A 15,326-nucleotide genomic window follows, 5' to 3' on the forward strand; every position below is an offset into this window, starting at 1 on the left:
AAAAAGACCGTAGAATCTACGGTCTTTTTTAAACTCACCTAATTACCTAACCTTACCTAAAAAATTATCATCTATCAACTATTATGTAAACTCGAAACAGTTTTACACTGTTGCTAATCCTGTTTTCAATTTATATGCCATCCGGTTAAAAAAACACAAAATCACTGTTTTTAAACGTTTTAACATCGATTTGGTGTGTGCCAAACGTCGACAACCTTTCTATTTTGAAAAATCAATTTTCATTTTGAATCCGGATGTCCGGTAATTAACAGAGCTGATCGCTCAAAAATTTTCAATAAAAAAGGCTGTAGAATCTACAGCCTTTTTTTAAACTCACCTAATTACCTAACCTTACCTAAAAAATTATCATCTATCAACTATTATGTAAACTCGAAACAGTTATGAACTGTTACTAATATTGTTTTCAATTTATATGCCATCTGATTGAAAAAACACAAAACTGCTGTTTTTAAGGCGCTTAACAATTATCCAGATTGTGCCAAACACTAAAAATCATTCTGTTTTGAAAAATCAATTTTCATTTTGAAAAAATCAATGGCTTTTAATCGTAACTTTCGGTTCAAAATCCGAGTCATGTCTCAACATCGCTTTAACATTCGCGTATACGGTCTATTAATCAACGAAAAAAATGAAGTACTCATTACGGATGAGTACCGGAGCGGTTTGTTTTTCACAAAGTTTCCGGGAGGAGGTTTAGAATGGGGAGAAGGCACCAGGGATTGTTTGATCCGTGAATTCAAAGAAGAATTGTCGATTGATATCGTACCGGGAGAATTATTTTATTGCACCGATTTTTTCGTTACATCTGCCTGGAAAGCGACAGATCAGTTGATTAGTATCTACTACCTGGTGGAGTATCCGCTGGTGAATGAATTAATGTTTGATTCTTATCCGCTTCCTTCCCGTGAAGAGCGGGAATTATTCAGATGGCTTCCGCTGGATCAGGTCGGAGCGCATCAATTTACCTTTCCAATTGATCAATTGGTTGCTGAGAAACTGAAAAAAGATTAATTGCTTACTGATTGATCACTGTCAATGCACTGTACTTGTTGATCGCTTTACCGTTTTGGTCTTTTACCGTCACAATATAGATGTAATTCCCCGGCTCAACGGTATTACCATACAAATCCGTTCCTCTCCATTCAAAATCAGGATCGTCACTTCTGAAAACAACATTGTTTCTATTGTCCATGATTGTAAACTGGAAATCACTGTATTCTCCTTTGTGGCCGATGGAGAAATAACCACTTGCATTCAACACGTAAATATTCGGCAATTTTGTAATTTCAAATGTCGCCTGTTTCTGTTCTTCGAGTCCGGAAGCTGGCCTGTCTGCCACCTGTTCTTCCTGTTTTCGTATAACGTGACGCTCCTCTGTTTTGACAGGAGTTTTTGTTTCGGGGATCATCACTGCCGGCTTTTCTCCGATCAGGTTGGGTGACGGTTCATTTCTATACGGCGGCATCATTTCATGTGCACGTGAAGTCGATTTCTCTTCTCCCCCTTTTCCAACGACAGGCGGGGTAGTTGCTTCCGACGATTTATATGCAGTCGTTTTCTTATCTTCTTTAATCGTTTGTTCGGAAATGACAGTTCCACCATCGTCTGCGCGTTTTTGTTGATCCGAAGAACCATTGGTTGTCAACTCCAGCTGTTTGGAATCGGTATTGTCTTCTTCACCTGTATTTTTTCCTGTCAACTGTGAATGTTGTACCGACTCTTTTTGCTGATCGGAATCAGCTGCTCCGGACAGAAAATACACTCCTGTACCAATCACGCTTGCTGCGGAAATACCGATGATGATTTTTGTAACAATAGATAATCCGGTGGAAGTTACCGTCGCAGCGGTTCCCAGTTGTGAAGCAATCGCGTTCCACAATTCAGGGTTCACCGGAGCTTCGTGTGCTCCCAGTTTTTCCGCAAACAGTTCTTTTATTTTATCTTCCTTGTTCAATTTCTATCTTTTCTAATTTTTCTCTCAAATAAGCTCTTGCTCTTGAATATTGCGACTTGGATGTACTTTCTGTAATTTCCAGCAAATCTGCAATTTCTTTGTGTGAATATCCTTCTATTGCAAACATATTGAATACCACTTTATACCCTTCAGGCATCTGATTGATTAATTTCATCAAATCCTGCGCCACTAATCCCTCAAACGCAAAATCATTGTTCTCAATCTTGTACCCGACTTCGGTAACGTCTTCCGTGTAACCGAATTTAGCATTCTTCCGAATCTGATCCAATGCCGTATTAACAACAATTCTCCTGATCCATCCTTCCAGCGAACCGGTACTTTCATACGCTCCCAGTTTCTGAAATACTTTGATGAATCCATCCTGAAGAATATCTTCCGCTTCCTGATGATCTTTCATATACCTCAGGCATACGGACATCATTTTGGGCGCGAACGTTTCAAACAACTTGCGTTGAGCGATGGGGCTTCCCTTCAAACAATCTCTTATTAATGTCTGCTCATCCATCATTCAACTCGTGTTATAGACTACATTTTTTTGAATATAGTTGCATGCTGTTTGAAAATTTGTAAATTGCGTTCCCAAAATACTAAATTAGCATTCCAAAAAAATAAATGAAACTTCTTCTTCCATTATTTATTGCGCTCTTCACAGGTTTTTGCGCATTATCACAAAAAATACCTGTACTGAAAAAAGGAAGATGGGTGGGATGCCTGGAGCTTTCTGCTGATGATCATTTATTTTTCGAGTTGGAACTCCATCGAAAAGATAATACGTATTCATTTACGGTACTGAATGGAAAAGAAAAGGTTCCGATGAATCGTCCTTATGTGGAAAAAGACAGTATACATATCTTTTTTACTAATTTTAATTCGGAACTGGTCTTCCGGGTAAAGAATAAAAACAGTGTTGAAGGAAAATGGGTCAACCATCTCAAAACAAATTATTCGATCCCTTTTTGGGCATCGTTGAGTAATAGTAGTATTTTTCCTGTCGCTGATACAGAATCCCCTGCTGATTTTTCCGGAAAGTGGAAAGCTGTTTTCTCTCCGGGAGAAAAAGCATTTGATGCCATTGGTGTATTTGATCAAAAGGGAAACAGTTTAACCGGTACTTTTTTAACGGAAACAGGTGATTACCGGTTCTTATCCGGAAATACAGAAGGTCAACAAATGTATTTGTCTGGTTTTGACGGTAGTCATGCGTTTTTATTCAAGGGAAAGTTAACTGCTGACGGAACAATTGACGGAAGGTTTTTAAGTGGTAAACATTACAAAACAAACTGGCAGGCCGAACGGAACGAAGTATTTGAATTACGCCATCCCGACTCACTGACCCGATTGGTTGGAGATCCGAATGATTTGTCATTGCAATTCAAACACCTGGACGGAACAACTTTTTCATACCCCAATGACCAGCTAAACGGAAAGGTCGTGATCATACAAATTCTGGGCACGTGGTGTGGAAATTGCATGGATGAAACAGCGTATTTTAAAGAATTACACAAAAAATACAATGAAAAAGGACTGGAGATCATCTCTGTAGGATATGAATTGGGAGAAGATTTTGATGATTTTGCCAGACACCTTTCCAATTACAAAAAACGGTTCGATCTGAAACATACGATTGTTGTTGGTGGTTCAGCCAATAAGTCAAGTGCTAAAAATGATTTTGGCTTCTTGTCGGATTTTACTTCCTTCCCCACTTCAATCTTTATTGACAGAAGCGGCAAAGTTGTGCGCATTCATACCGGTTTTTCAGGCCCTTCCACCGGGAAATATTACACTGATTATAAAGAAAAAACGGAGCAACTGATCGAATTATTGATCAATGAATGATATTTCATCCTGGTTTTTATTGGATAGTTATCAAAATCTGTCTACTTTTATCGATGGTCAAAACGGAAATAGTCAAGAAGCCGTTTGATAATGTTAACATATATCTTTATCAATTATACGTATGAAAAAAATAGTTGTTTTCGGATGTTTATTTTCGCTGTTGTACGCTTGCAGTTCTGATTCCGAACTAAAAGACCTGAGAGGAAAAGACGTTTCCAGCACCATTGCAGCAGACGAACTGTCTCAAAAAGAGTTGGAAGAAAGCCTTGCGAAAATCCGCCAGAAAGAGGAGGAAAAAGAGCGCAAAGCAAAAGAAGCACAAACAACATTGGAATTTGATAAGCTGAAGCACGATTTTGGAAATGTAAAACCAGAGACTCCGAATACAACCACGTTTAGGGTAAAAAATACCGGAACAAAACCATTGATTATTGAAAATGTAGAAGCCAGTTGCGGTTGTACCACGCCCAAAAAACCGGAGAAACCGATTTTACCGGGTGAATCGGATGACATTACCGTAACGTTCAAATCCAACCCGGGACAATCCGGAGAACAAAAGAAAACCGTTACTGTAACAGCAAATACGGAAAATAAAACACATTTACTCGAGATTCGCGCGTTTGTAAAATAAAGACGTAATTCATGTGGTATGAGTAGGTAAAATCTGACTGGTTTTCTTTTACTCACAAAGGCGCAATATTAATAATAAACAACTCACTTGGCGACTTAGCGACTTGGCGAGAGAACCTCTTCTTGTACAAAAGCAAATTATACCCATACTTAGATGGAATGAATCAATACCTTGCTCTGTTTCTGGGAATTTCTTTTGGATCGCAAAGACGCAATATTAATAAATAGCTCACTTAGTGACTTAGTACCTTGGTGAGATACTTCTTTGTTACAAAAGCAAATAATAACAAAATCCAGATGTGATGAATCGGTAGAGTGAAAATAACTAACTCTGTTTTCTGGACTTTCTTTTTAGCTCGCAAAGACCCAATATTAATAAACAACTCACTTGGCGACTTAGCGACTTGGCGAGAGAACTTCTTCTTATACGAAAGCAAATAATACTGATGCTTAGATGGAAGGAATCAATAGTGTGAAAATAACTAACTCTGTTTCTGGGAATTTCTTTTGGATCACAAAGACGCCAAGGCGCAAAGGTATCATTTGATAGTAGTCGCTTTTTAGTAATTTGGAACTGAATGCACATTAAATAAAAAACAGGGAACCAAAATTGATTCCCTGCTTTCTTTGAGTGATTATCTATTTGTCTAATCGACTAATTTTCCTTTGTGTTTACGCACTTGTCTTCTCAGTGCTTCTACTGCTAAATCCGTTGCTTCTTCAAATGTCTTGCATTGTTTTTTAGCAAACAACTCTTTCCCCGGTATCAATATTTTTATCTCTGCCAGTTTATTTTCTTTTTCCTGGTCTTTATCTACCCGGAGGAAGACTTCGCTTGCAATGATGTTGTCAAAAAACAGTTGTAGCTTATTTACCTTGTCATTCACGAATGTAATCAACTTTTGATCTGCTGTGAAGTTTACCGAATTTACTTTAATATCCATGGCTAACCTGTTTTGCGCCCACGAGGATGGGCAAGTGAATAAATATTATTTAATTGCGCAAAAGAATTGTGGGTATAGACCTGTGTGGCCGCCAGGTTTGCATGACCCAACAGTGCCTTAATGGTTTCTAATCCGGCTCCGTTGTTTAACATGTGTGTCGCAAACGTATGACGAAGAACATGAGGACTACACTTTTGCAATTCCGTTGCCGAAGCAAGATAAGCATTTATTTTACGATAGACAAATTTTGGATATAATTTATTGCCCTTGTCTGTTAAAATAAGTGAATTGCTCTGAAAGCCGTTTTCTGCACATTCTTTACGGTATGTCTCTATGTGTTCCTGCAGAGATTTTGAAACAGGAATAATCCGTTCTTTATTGCGTTTTCCCTTTACTTTCAGCTTTCCGTCATTGAGGCTGGCTGTTGTCAATTCAATCAATTCATTCAAACGCATTCCGGTCTGGTAGAAAAGTTCAACAATGAGCGCGTCGCGCAATCCGAGTGTCTCTGTGAGCTGTTCTTCCTCCAATTCTGACTCTTTGGCAAACTGGGGCAACCGTTTTTCCACCTTGGGGCCATTCAGTCCCGTAAGCGGATTCTTATCGACGACTCCGGTTTTTTTTAGGTAACGGAAATAGGTTCTGAGTGCAGATAGCTTCCTGTTGACACTTTTGTTGGTGTATCCCTCGTTGACGAGTGCTACCATCCATCCCCGGATTACTTTTGAGGTAATCTCCGGTAATTCGTTTCGGTGTTCAATTCCGGTATACTCAAAAAACTGCGCCAGGTCGTTTTGATACGCAATGACGGTATGTTCCGAATATCTTTTTTCCGATCGGACGTACGTTTCAAATTCTATGGAAAACAAAAAAGGAGCCATATCTGACTCCTTTTACGAATATAATTTAAAAAAGTTATATTTTAAATTTCTATTGCCTGCATTTTTTGCTTGTAGATCGCTTTGATTTTCGCTTGACGCTTAGTCACAGACGGCTTGATGAATTCTTTACGGCTACGCAATTCCTTCACAACATTTGTCTTGTCGTATTTTTTCTTATACTTCTTAAGCGCTCTTTCGATGCTTTCTCCTTCTTTTACAGGTACAATCAACATATCTTTAAACTTTATTTATTATCTTTTTGTTCTAAATCGGACGGCAAAGATATAATTTTTTTCAAACAATCAAGTGTTTATTTCAAAATTTCTCTCGAAATAACTAATTTTTGTATTTCGGAAGTTCCCTCACCAATGGTCATCAGTTTCGCATCGCGCAAAAACTTCTCTGCCGGGTACTCTTTTGTGTATCCGTATCCACCCATGATTTGTACTGCTTCGTTACCACATTTCACTGCCACTTCAGAAGCGTAATACTTTGCGTAAGCTCCCTGACGTGTCAATGGTTGTTTGTTATTTTTCAAATACGCCGCCTGGAATGTCAACAATTCAGCTGCTTCCACTTCTGTTGCCATATCCGCCAGTTTGAAACCGATTGCCTGAAACTGACCGATTGGCTTTCCGAACTGTTCACGTTCTTTCGCATATTTCACCGATGCTTCATAAGCACCACGTGCTACACCACAACTCAACGCTGCGATGGAGATCCGTCCTCCGTCCAGGATTTGCATTGCCTGAATGAATCCCATACCCACTTCACCGATCACATTTTCCTCCGGAACGCGTACATTGTCAAAAATCAATTCCGCTGTTTCAGAAGCACGCACTCCTAATTTATCTTTGATTTTTACAGCAGAGAATCCCGGTGTTCCTTTCTCAATAATAAAAGCAGTGATTCCGCGGCTGTCTAATAATTCTCCTGTTCTCACCAAGACAACGGCAACATCTCCTGAAAGTCCGTGTGTGATCCAGTTTTTCGCACCATTGATCACCCATTCGTTTCCTTCTTTTTTTGCTGTCGTTTTCATGCGCATTGCGTCAGAACCTGTGTTTGGCTCTGTCAATCCCCATGCTCCGATAAATTCTCCTGATGCTAATTTCGGAAGGTACTTGCGTTTTTGTTCTTCACTTCCATGGTAGTAGATATGACCTGTACACAATGAATTATGTGCCGCCACACTCAATCCGAGTCCGCCACACACTTTCCCAAGTTCGATCAATGCCGTTACGTACTCGTCATAGGAAAAACCGCTTCCTCCGTATTCTTCCGGGATGTAGATACCAAGCAAACCAAGTTCACCTAGTTTTTTCATAGTTTCAACGGGGAAATACTCATCGGCATCCCATTGATTCAGATAAGGTTTTACCTCTTTCTCTGTAAAATCACGCACCATTTGCGCGATCATTTTTTGATTTTCGTTTAAACCAAAGTCCATCTTTTTATCAGTTTTGGGGTACTTAACTGTGCCTAATTTCGATTAATAGGTCGCTAAGTTAATAATATTGTTTGAAAATTCCTTTAATTTTGTTTTTCCCTCCAAAAAATCCAATCCCACCAGGAAATTGAATCCGGCAATTTCACCGCCACACTTACGAATCAGGTGTGCCGCAGCCGCAGCGGAACCTCCTGTTGCCAGTAGATCATCGTGAATCAGAACGCGTTGCCCGGGCTTTACCGCATCGACATGCATTTCGATGGTTGATGTACCATACTCCAACTCATAATCGTGACTGATTTTATTGTAGGGTAATTTCCCTTTTTTGCGAATTAAAACGAACGGAACTCCCAACCTGATTGCCAGGGGAAATCCGAATAAAAATCCACGGCTTTCAATCCCTGCAATGATATCAATGTGTTGATCCTTGTACAATTCCACCAAATGATCCAGGATTTCTTCTGAAACTTTCGGATTGAGCATAATCGGTGTGATGTCCTTGAAAATGATTCCCGGTTTCGGAAAGTCAGGAACGTCACGAATGACTGATTTTAATGTTTCTTCTACTGTCATTTTTGAATTATAATTTATCACGGATGACGTCAGCTACACACCTATCCGTTTGTTTCTTCATTCTTCTATCGCGAGATACGGCTTTATTTTTCCGAGCAACTCTTTGTCGATCAGCTCAGATTCTAAAAGCGCGTCGAAATTAGTATATTTTTGAGTTTTTAGACGCATTTTCACAATAGAATTTGCGACATTCCAACTGATGTAGGGGTGTTTTGCCAGTTCTTCTGTTGTCGCAGTGTTGATATTGATGTGTTGGATGCGCTTGTTGTCAATGCTAATGTCGGAGCTGATCTTGTTCAGTTTTTCCACATCAAATTTCCACAATTCCAGTAATTGTTCTTTTTGATGATAGCCCCCTAATTTTTCTCTGTACTCAACTATTTTATTGGCATAAAACGTTCCTATTCCGGGTAGCGCGATCAATTCTTCTGCCGAGGCAGTATTCAAATCAATACGGATTGTTTCTGACTTTTCGGGTGTAATTTTTTCCTGCTTCCATTTCTTTTTTACGGGATAGCGTGTTGAATCTTTGATCAGTTGAAACAATGCCGCATCGATGACGAAAATTTGCTTTAACTGTTCATTATCCGCAATTCCCCTTTGGGCAAACCGCACCACTACAGCCGCTTGTTTTTCTGATAATCCCAACGCCATCCATTCCTCTTTGCGGTACTCATTGGGATCAAAACCAGTCGGTGGAATTTTGTACCGCTTGTTGTTCGCGTATTGTTTTTTTGAATTGGATGAAAACGGTTTTAATTCCAGCTCTGCAACACCTCTGTTGAGTTCTTCCACACTTACCTGAATAGGTTCGCCTGCCCGGAACCAACTATATACCCTCGGTGCCATTGTGATCAATGCCAGCAAGCCAACCAGGACAACAAGCCCGCGAATATTCCTTTTGGATATTTTCCTGGGAAACATTAATTATCAAGTGTTTAAAACAAATGTAATGTTTCTTCAATAGTTTTCGGGTGATAATTCAATTTATTTTTCGCTTTTGTCAGGTCAAATCCTGTTTTAGGAGGTCGTTTTGCAGGTTGATTCAATGTAGCACTTGCAATCCGGTTCAGTGAACGCGTGCCGTACCCGTAGTGAGCTGCTACTTTCTGAACAATTTCAAAAATTGAATATGTTTCCGGTCCGCTCAGGTGATAAATTCCGGTCGCATTTAATTCGCAAATGCGGATACATCCCCAGGCGAGGTCATCTGCCCAGGTAGGTGCCCGAAACTGATCATCTACCACGTTCATCTGTTCGCCTTTCGGCAAGGCTTCCCTGGCCCATAAAAACAAGTTGGAGCGGGACAGGTTATGTGCTGTTCCATATACGATGATCGTCCGGACAATTGAAAAATTATGGTCTGTACCTTTTAACAATAATTCCTCTGCATCTACTTTCGATTGTGCGTAAACGCTCAAAGGGCCTACCTCGTCTTCTTCCGAATAATTTCCCTTTTCCCCGTCAAACACAAAGTCGGTTGACAGCAACTGGAAATGCGCCCCGACGGATCGTGCTGCATCAGCGACATGGCGGGTTCCTTCCACATTGACTTCCCGGCATGCTTCCGGGTTTAGTTCACATGCATCCACATTGGTCATGGCCGCTGTATGAATGATGTGTGTTGGTTGATAGGTTGCAACAACTGCCGCTACTTCTGCCGCATTGCAGATGTTCATTGTTTTGTAATCGGCATCCGGACAATCCGGGTTGCGATTGGCGCCATTAGAGGTTGCCAGGAACGGAATGTTTCGCTTCACTAACTGCCCTGTAATTTTTTGCCCTAAAAGTCCGTTTGCCCCGGTAATCAGTATTTTCATTGTGTGATTTCGATTGAACTATTTACAAATCCCAGATGGATGTTTTCGGTTTTTTCCGTTGCAACTTAAAATAGTGTTTGTGTTCCAGTATCCATGCCATGATCAGGTAGATGATGAGTGGCGAACCAAACGTAAAAAAGGAGGCATACACAAAACCTACACGTACGCGATCTGTTTGAATTCCCAGTTTCCTTGCCCACCATTCGCATACACCATAGGAACGCATTTCAAAGAAAAAAGTAAGTTTTTTGATAAAACGCATAATGAGGTTTTTAGCAAAATTACGTATTTTCAGTTGAACCAATCCCTTTATCCGTTCAATAGTTTTACACCCACCTGGCAGTTCAGACATTTTTTTCGGGAGCAGTATTCATTGTACAGTTCTATCAGTGCCTGACTTTCGTAGGCATTTGCTGCAAGAACCCCGATTTTACCCCATTTTTTCAGAATAAAATTATCTTCCGGCCGAAGCTGCTCCATCAATTCTAACACAAATTTCTGCAGGTTTTCATCGCTCATACGAAGTGATTTGAACCAGAAATAAGGCAGAATCGCGTTGATAAGTAGTTGGTTCAACAGGTTCTCCGATAGTACTTCTTCCGGGTGTTGATTCATTTTCCCGGTGAATGCTACCAGGTAATTGTATGCTTCTGCGGGAAGCAGGTATTCTGCCAACAGCTCAAAATCGCAAGCGGCGACAAATGCTGAAAACTGTACGATTCGCTTTTCAGGGAAAGAAGGAGGACGAAGTCCTTTCCGTTTCCATACGGACGGGTGTAGTTTTTGTGTTCCAAAGCAATCAGGTAATCCCGGCGCATCTTCCGAAGGGTACAAACCACTTGTCTGTACCAGTAAGTTTCGTTGCAACGTTTTATTCAGGCGCTTCAACACCACCAGAGGCAATTGATTGGTCAGCAGTTCAAACGGAACAGCATTTACTTTTGTTCCGAATGCACGGGCAATAAAATTGTACAAAACTGCCTGGTTGTCGAGTCCGTCGTACATGTACAGCACTTGATTTACTTTTCGGTCGAACCGGTCAGCGACAGCGCGGTGAAGCATTACTTTCAAAAAAACCGGGTCAACCTGGTGCAATGCATCTTCACAGGGAATGGCTTTCATTGCTTTTGCAAATTGTTCCCAGTTGTTGTAATGTGCTGTATCAATCAAGTGTTTTACCTCTATGGTCGGTAGCTCCGTTCCGTTTACGATCACTTCCCGGTCGTGCTCGTACACTACGTGCAGCATTACATTGTTGTAGGCTTTATCCCGGTGGTGTCCGTGAAGGTACCAGTCTGAACTTTTGATGTGCATCTCTACCTGTCCGGCCCATTCCATGTGGTCGTAGTGCATTCTGGCATTGAAAAAATCAGGACCTGACTCGGAGATGTTGTGGATTCCATTATTGAGGATGTAAACCGGTTTTCCTTTGGTCGTTTGTAATGCATGAAAAGGGAGTCGTTTTAACTTCCAGATGAAGTGGATATACGTTTCTGTCATTGCGTAAAAGATAGATTTTCATGAAGTTACAAAAAAAGATGCAGCCAATCAAATTTTTTATGAATTTTGTACCTGTTCACCTGTGCAGGTGTCATACAGAAGTCGTATTCACAATTCAGTCATGTTCGTTCAATTTCCTGATAGCTTAAAACAAGGTCGTCCGTTTCTTTCGATTCGCAGGATGGAAGATTATGAACAGTGCTTGAAAAAGGGCGAGCATAAACGTGAACTGGAACAACGTGGTGTACGTACATCTCTTTTGGAACTGGGGTTCGATACTTCTGTTTTGTATCGCGAGAGCGGACAACCCTACCTGGAACATTACCCGGAACTATTTGTTTCGATTTCTCATTCCAAAGGATGGTTTGCTGTTTATGTGTCGAGTCACCCTGTCGGGATTGACATTGAAGTAGAAAATCCGAGAATCAAAGAGGGGGCTTCTTATTTTGTAAACGAACAAGAGCAATCATTTGTTGGAAGTTTGACAGATCTGCACCTGATTTGGGGAGCCAAGGAAGCATTTTACAAATTAAAAGAAGGAATGATTCCCGACCTGAAAAATGAGGTTACTCTGTTGGCTATTGAACCGGGCAACCGCTTACAGGTAGAATTTGGAGAAGAGGTGTACACCCTGTATTATCACCGGGAAAATGGTGTTACGCTGGTACTGACTTAATTTTCAATTACCGCTTTTACCTTTTTGATCTTCTTTTTGTCGGACAATTCCACAATCAATTTGATGTTCCCAATCGTCAGGAATTCATTGTTCTTCGGGATTCTACCGGCTGTCTGAACAATAAATCCGCCCAGTGATTCAGCATCTTCTTTGATTTCTTCAAACGCTGTGCCGTCAATATTCAGTGCCCTGTAAAAATCAGTTAGCGGAGTTCTTCCTTCAAACAAGAAAGTAACATCATTCAACTGGGTATAAGTCACTTCATCGTCATCATACTCGTCAATAATATCGCCTACAATTTCTTCCAGTACATCTTCCAGTGTCACGATACCGCTCGAACCGCCATATTCATCAATTACAACCGCGATGTGTACTTTTTTACTCTGGAATTCTTTTAGCAGTTCGTCAATTTTCTTGTTTTCAGGCACGAAAAACGGCTCCCGGATCAATGTGCGCCAATCAAACGCATCTCCGATTGTCAGGAGTGGTAACAAGTCTTTCACAAAGATAATTCCTACTACATCATCAAAACTTTCCCGGTACACCGGCAACCTGGAATATCCTGCATCAACAATTACCTTCATCACTTCAGTCAGGCTGTATTTTTCGTCCACCCCGACGACATCCATGCGTGGACACATAATCTGTTTTACATCCGTATTTCCGAATTTCATCACTCCCTGAAGAATCGTATATTCTCCATTTGATTCACTGGCATTCTGAGAAAGCGTCAATACCGTCTCCAGTGTATCCGGAGACAGTTTTATTCCTTTTCGCTTCGCCCTTCGTTCCAATACACCGGAGCTTTTCGCCAGTGGAATCCGCAACCAGGAAAACGGGGGTAAAATCTGGAAGAAATAAATAGAGTATGCCATGAACCGAGCATAAGCTGCTTTGTTTTTAAATGCCACCGTCTTCGGAAAGGATTCTCCGACGAACAACAGAAACAACGTAATGATAATGATATTCAACACCTGCGCAACAACCTCATTCATTTGCAACAACAGGAACAGTTTAGTCAGTTCAATGGCTGAGAGCAACACAAATGCAACATTCAGGAAGTTTTTCCCGATGAGTATCGTCGCCAGTAAATCTTTGGGTTTATCAAGTAGTTTTTCCGCAATTTTGGCTCCCCTTGCTTCACTTTTTTTCAGTTGTTCCTTCTCGGATTGAGTAATTGAAAAAAAAGCGACTTCTGCTCCGGCAAACAGCGCCGAGGCTGCCAGTAGTAGTAAAATGATCACAACCAGAAGCACATCATCACTGCCAAATGTAATGAGTGCGGTGTTGGCCAGAGGTTCGGGGGAAGGGTCTGCGGGTGCTGTCATTCGTTGTATTAAAAGGGTAAATCGTCTAATTCGTTGCCGGTATTCGTTGCCGGATAATCCGGTGATGTAATTGTTTCTATTGGTGAAGGAGCCGAAGGTGTTCCCTGATTTGAATAATTCGGTTCGTTGTAAGAAGAAGAATTGTTGTCGGCACGTGACAGCATCGTCAGGTTATCGGCAAGTACTTCTGTTGTATACCGCGTATTGCCGTCTTTGTCTGTCCATGAGCGCGTCTTCAATCTTCCCTCCACGTAGAGTTTCGTTCCTTTCCGCACGTATTTTTCTACTACTTCCGCCAGTCCTCTCCACACGACAATGTTGTGCCAATCTGTAATTTCTTTTCGCTCCCCGGTCGACCGGTCGGTGTAGCTTTCCGTTGTTGCCATTGGAAAATTTGCTACAATTCCTCCGTTTTCCAATCTTCTGACTTCCGGATCTCTTCCAAGGTTACCGATAAGAATTACTTTATTTACACTTCCTGCCACTGTTCTTTTGTATTACATCAGACATTTTTACTGTCTGCAATCATTATTAAACAAAAATAAAAAAAAATTGATACAAACGCAATTCAGGAGGTCATAGCCCCGCATCTTCGATGTACCGGTGAATTAAACGCGGCAACGGTATTTTTTCCAATGCCGTCAATTCGATTGCCAATGGGTGCAGTTCTTCCGGAATGTGTGAAAAATGAATAAACCGTGTGGTGATTCGCTGATGAGACAGGATGTGTTTTACTTCTCCTGAAATGTACTCCGGTGTCAACTGACAGGTTTCCAGGTAATGCGCTGTCAATTCCTGTTCGGTAAGAGGAGAAGCAGCTTCCAGCAAAGGAAATTCAAACAGGTGCTGCCAGATGTCTGCTTGTGTTCGCTTCTGAACACAAATCTGATTCTTCTCCATAAAAACAGCATAGTAAAAATAGCGGTTACGTACTTTCGTCTTCTTTTCCTTTACGGGACGAGCCGAAACAGTTTGATTGATCAATGCCTGGCAGGAATCATTCAACATACAAGCTGTACAATCCGGGTTGACAGGTGTGCACTGCTGCGAACCGAATTCCATAATTGCCTGGTTGTGAAGATCCGGTTGGTCTGCAGGAATCAATGAGTCGGCGAGTAACTGAAATTCTTTTTTCCCGCTTGTGGAGTCAATCGGCGTGCTGATATCGAAGTAACGGGACAATATACGGTAAACATTTCCATCGACAAGCGCCTTTACTTCTTTGAAAGCAAAACTGGCGATTGCTGCTGCTGTATACGGCCCGACACCTTTCAGCCGGATAATTTCATCATACGTTGCCGGAAACTTCCCACCGCATTCCTGTGCTATGAATTTTGCTGTTGCATGCAAATTGCGTGCACGGCTGTAATACCCCAGTCCCTGCCAATCATTCAGCACTTCCTGTTCCGACGCGGCTGCCAGGTCATTTACTGTCGGATAGTGCTCAATAAATTTCAGGTAATAATTCATCCCCTGGTCGACCCGGGTTTGCTGCAAAATAATCTCCGAAAGCCAGATTTTGTAGGGATCTGTTGTATCTCTCCACGGGAGATTGCGTTTGTTAATTTTATACCATGCAGTTATCTGGTCTGAGAACATCGTCAACAATCAATTTTGACGACAAAGATACATTATAAAACGGGGAGAAAAACCGGTCAACAGCCCATTAATTTTAAATTCCCTACCTTTGTA

The 15,326-nt window shown here is 41.1% G+C and carries 18 protein-coding genes; 4 read left to right on the top strand and 14 right to left on the bottom strand.

Annotation, left to right across the window (positions count from 1 at the left end; translation table 11 throughout):
- The first annotated feature begins 594 nt into the window (after positions 1 to 594).
- Positions 595 to 1,032, top strand: coding sequence for an NUDIX hydrolase (locus tag H9Y05_RS05430; RefSeq protein ID WP_216713709.1), 438 nt, complete (start codon positions 595 to 597; stop codon positions 1,030 to 1,032).
- Between the two features lie 4 nt (positions 1,033 to 1,036).
- Here H9Y05_RS05430 and H9Y05_RS05435 read toward each other — a convergent pair whose 3' ends face one another.
- Both H9Y05_RS05435 and H9Y05_RS05440 read right to left on the bottom strand, forming a co-directional pair.
- Complete coding sequence (locus tag H9Y05_RS05435) at positions 1,037 to 1,975, bottom strand: T9SS type B sorting domain-containing protein (protein WP_216713710.1); 939 nt, start codon at positions 1,973 to 1,975, stop codon at positions 1,037 to 1,039.
- Positions 1,959 to 2,504, bottom strand: a complete 546-nt coding sequence (locus tag H9Y05_RS05440) for an RNA polymerase sigma factor (RefSeq protein WP_235992143.1) — start codon at positions 2,502 to 2,504, stop codon at positions 1,959 to 1,961. The genes H9Y05_RS05435 and H9Y05_RS05440 overlap by 17 nt, the downstream gene beginning before the upstream one ends.
- A gap of 104 nt (positions 2,505 to 2,608) precedes the next feature.
- On the opposite strand from H9Y05_RS05440, the gene H9Y05_RS05445 reads away from it, so the two are divergent.
- Entirely contained in the window at positions 2,609 to 3,832 is a 1,224-nt protein-coding gene (locus H9Y05_RS05445) for a TlpA family protein disulfide reductase (RefSeq protein WP_163490329.1), read from the top strand.
- A 121-nt stretch (positions 3,833 to 3,953) separates the two neighbouring features.
- A complete protein-coding gene (locus H9Y05_RS05450; RefSeq protein WP_216713711.1) occupies positions 3,954 to 4,463 on the top strand; it encodes a DUF1573 domain-containing protein in 510 nt (169 codons plus the stop codon).
- A gap of 646 nt (positions 4,464 to 5,109) precedes the next feature.
- On the opposite strand, the gene hpf is transcribed toward H9Y05_RS05450, so the two are convergent.
- From hpf to H9Y05_RS05495, 9 genes are all read right to left on the bottom strand, one after another.
- On the bottom strand, positions 5,110 to 5,406 hold the full coding sequence (gene hpf, locus H9Y05_RS05455; RefSeq protein WP_163490327.1) for a ribosome hibernation-promoting factor, HPF/YfiA family: 297 nt from the start codon (positions 5,404 to 5,406) through the stop codon (positions 5,110 to 5,112).
- A gap of 2 nt (positions 5,407 to 5,408) precedes the next feature.
- A complete protein-coding gene (locus H9Y05_RS05460; protein WP_216713712.1) occupies positions 5,409 to 6,287 on the bottom strand; it encodes a tyrosine-type recombinase/integrase in 879 nt (292 codons plus the stop codon).
- Between the two features lie 41 nt (positions 6,288 to 6,328).
- Entirely contained in the window at positions 6,329 to 6,520 is a 192-nt protein-coding gene (rpsU, locus tag H9Y05_RS05465) for a 30S ribosomal protein S21 (RefSeq protein WP_163490325.1), read from the bottom strand.
- 77 nt (positions 6,521 to 6,597) lie between these two features.
- A complete protein-coding gene (locus tag H9Y05_RS05470) occupies positions 6,598 to 7,737 on the bottom strand; it encodes an acyl-CoA dehydrogenase family protein (protein WP_163490324.1) in 1,140 nt (379 codons plus the stop codon).
- 42 nt (positions 7,738 to 7,779) lie between these two features.
- A complete protein-coding gene (locus H9Y05_RS05475; RefSeq protein WP_163490323.1) occupies positions 7,780 to 8,310 on the bottom strand; it encodes an adenine phosphoribosyltransferase in 531 nt (176 codons plus the stop codon).
- Between the two features lie 57 nt (positions 8,311 to 8,367).
- Positions 8,368 to 9,234, bottom strand: a complete 867-nt coding sequence (locus H9Y05_RS05480; RefSeq protein ID WP_163490322.1) for a ComEA family DNA-binding protein — start codon at positions 9,232 to 9,234, stop codon at positions 8,368 to 8,370.
- Between the two features lie 14 nt (positions 9,235 to 9,248).
- Complete coding sequence (locus H9Y05_RS05485) at positions 9,249 to 10,130, bottom strand: SDR family oxidoreductase (RefSeq protein ID WP_216713713.1); 882 nt, start codon at positions 10,128 to 10,130, stop codon at positions 9,249 to 9,251.
- A 22-nt stretch (positions 10,131 to 10,152) separates the two neighbouring features.
- On the bottom strand, positions 10,153 to 10,392 hold the full coding sequence (locus H9Y05_RS05490; protein WP_163490320.1) for a PspC domain-containing protein: 240 nt from the start codon (positions 10,390 to 10,392) through the stop codon (positions 10,153 to 10,155).
- 47 nt (positions 10,393 to 10,439) lie between these two features.
- The gene (locus tag H9Y05_RS05495; protein WP_216713714.1) at positions 10,440 to 11,630 is read right to left on the bottom strand and encodes a DUF2851 family protein; all 1,191 of its coding nucleotides are present in this window, start codon (positions 11,628 to 11,630) and stop codon (positions 10,440 to 10,442) included.
- A 121-nt stretch (positions 11,631 to 11,751) separates the two neighbouring features.
- Here H9Y05_RS05495 and H9Y05_RS05500 point away from each other — a divergent pair, with 121 nt between their 5' ends.
- Entirely contained in the window at positions 11,752 to 12,306 is a 555-nt protein-coding gene (locus H9Y05_RS05500; RefSeq protein ID WP_216713715.1) for a 4'-phosphopantetheinyl transferase family protein, read from the top strand.
- Here the strand turns inward: H9Y05_RS05500 and gldE are convergent.
- From gldE to mutY, 3 genes are all read right to left on the bottom strand, one after another.
- The gene (gene gldE, locus H9Y05_RS05505; RefSeq protein ID WP_216713716.1) at positions 12,303 to 13,634 is read right to left on the bottom strand and encodes a gliding motility-associated protein GldE; all 1,332 of its coding nucleotides are present in this window, start codon (positions 13,632 to 13,634) and stop codon (positions 12,303 to 12,305) included. The genes H9Y05_RS05500 and gldE overlap by 4 nt on opposite strands.
- A gap of 8 nt (positions 13,635 to 13,642) precedes the next feature.
- Positions 13,643 to 14,119 carry a single-stranded DNA-binding protein gene (locus H9Y05_RS05510; protein ID WP_163490316.1) on the bottom strand — a complete coding sequence of 159 codons (477 nt, stop codon included), beginning with the start codon at positions 14,117 to 14,119 and terminating at the stop codon, positions 13,643 to 13,645.
- A 91-nt stretch (positions 14,120 to 14,210) separates the two neighbouring features.
- Positions 14,211 to 15,233 carry an A/G-specific adenine glycosylase gene (gene mutY / locus H9Y05_RS05515; protein ID WP_216713717.1) on the bottom strand — a complete coding sequence of 341 codons (1,023 nt, stop codon included), beginning with the start codon at positions 15,231 to 15,233 and terminating at the stop codon, positions 14,211 to 14,213.
- Positions 15,234 to 15,326 lie beyond the last annotated feature (93 nt).

It is taken from the genome of Taishania pollutisoli, assembly GCF_014518315.1.
GTDB lineage: Bacteria > Bacteroidota > Bacteroidia > Flavobacteriales_D > Crocinitomicaceae > Taishania > Taishania pollutisoli.

Excerpts from the sequence above, each read along its gene's own strand:
- H9Y05_RS05430 (WP_216713709.1), top strand. The coding sequence starts at position 595 with ATGTCTCAACATCGCTTTAACATTCGCGTATACGGTCTATTAATCAAC.
- H9Y05_RS05440 (WP_235992143.1), bottom strand. The coding sequence starts at position 2,504 with ATGATGGATGAGCAGACATTAATAAGAGATTGTTTGAAGGGAAGCCCC.
- H9Y05_RS05445 (WP_163490329.1), top strand. The coding sequence starts at position 2,609 with ATGAAACTTCTTCTTCCATTATTTATTGCGCTCTTCACAGGTTTTTGC.
- H9Y05_RS05450 (WP_216713711.1), top strand. The coding sequence starts at position 3,954 with ATGAAAAAAATAGTTGTTTTCGGATGTTTATTTTCGCTGTTGTACGCT.
- hpf (WP_163490327.1), bottom strand. The coding sequence starts at position 5,406 with ATGGATATTAAAGTAAATTCGGTAAACTTCACAGCAGATCAAAAGTTG.
- H9Y05_RS05460 (WP_216713712.1), bottom strand. The coding sequence starts at position 6,287 with ATGGCTCCTTTTTTGTTTTCCATAGAATTTGAAACGTACGTCCGATCG.
- rpsU (WP_163490325.1), bottom strand. The coding sequence starts at position 6,520 with ATGTTGATTGTACCTGTAAAAGAAGGAGAAAGCATCGAAAGAGCGCTT.
- H9Y05_RS05470 (WP_163490324.1), bottom strand. The coding sequence starts at position 7,737 with ATGGACTTTGGTTTAAACGAAAATCAAAAAATGATCGCGCAAATGGTG.
- H9Y05_RS05475 (WP_163490323.1), bottom strand. The coding sequence starts at position 8,310 with ATGACAGTAGAAGAAACATTAAAATCAGTCATTCGTGACGTTCCTGAC.
- H9Y05_RS05480 (WP_163490322.1), bottom strand. The coding sequence starts at position 9,234 with ATGTTTCCCAGGAAAATATCCAAAAGGAATATTCGCGGGCTTGTTGTC.
- H9Y05_RS05485 (WP_216713713.1), bottom strand. The coding sequence starts at position 10,130 with ATGAAAATACTGATTACCGGGGCAAACGGACTTTTAGGGCAAAAAATT.
- H9Y05_RS05490 (WP_163490320.1), bottom strand. The coding sequence starts at position 10,392 with ATGCGTTTTATCAAAAAACTTACTTTTTTCTTTGAAATGCGTTCCTAT.
- H9Y05_RS05495 (WP_216713714.1), bottom strand. The coding sequence starts at position 11,630 with ATGACAGAAACGTATATCCACTTCATCTGGAAGTTAAAACGACTCCCT.
- H9Y05_RS05500 (WP_216713715.1), top strand. The coding sequence starts at position 11,752 with ATGTTCGTTCAATTTCCTGATAGCTTAAAACAAGGTCGTCCGTTTCTT.
- gldE (WP_216713716.1), bottom strand. The coding sequence starts at position 13,634 with ATGACAGCACCCGCAGACCCTTCCCCCGAACCTCTGGCCAACACCGCA.
- mutY (WP_216713717.1), bottom strand. The coding sequence starts at position 15,233 with ATGTTCTCAGACCAGATAACTGCATGGTATAAAATTAACAAACGCAAT.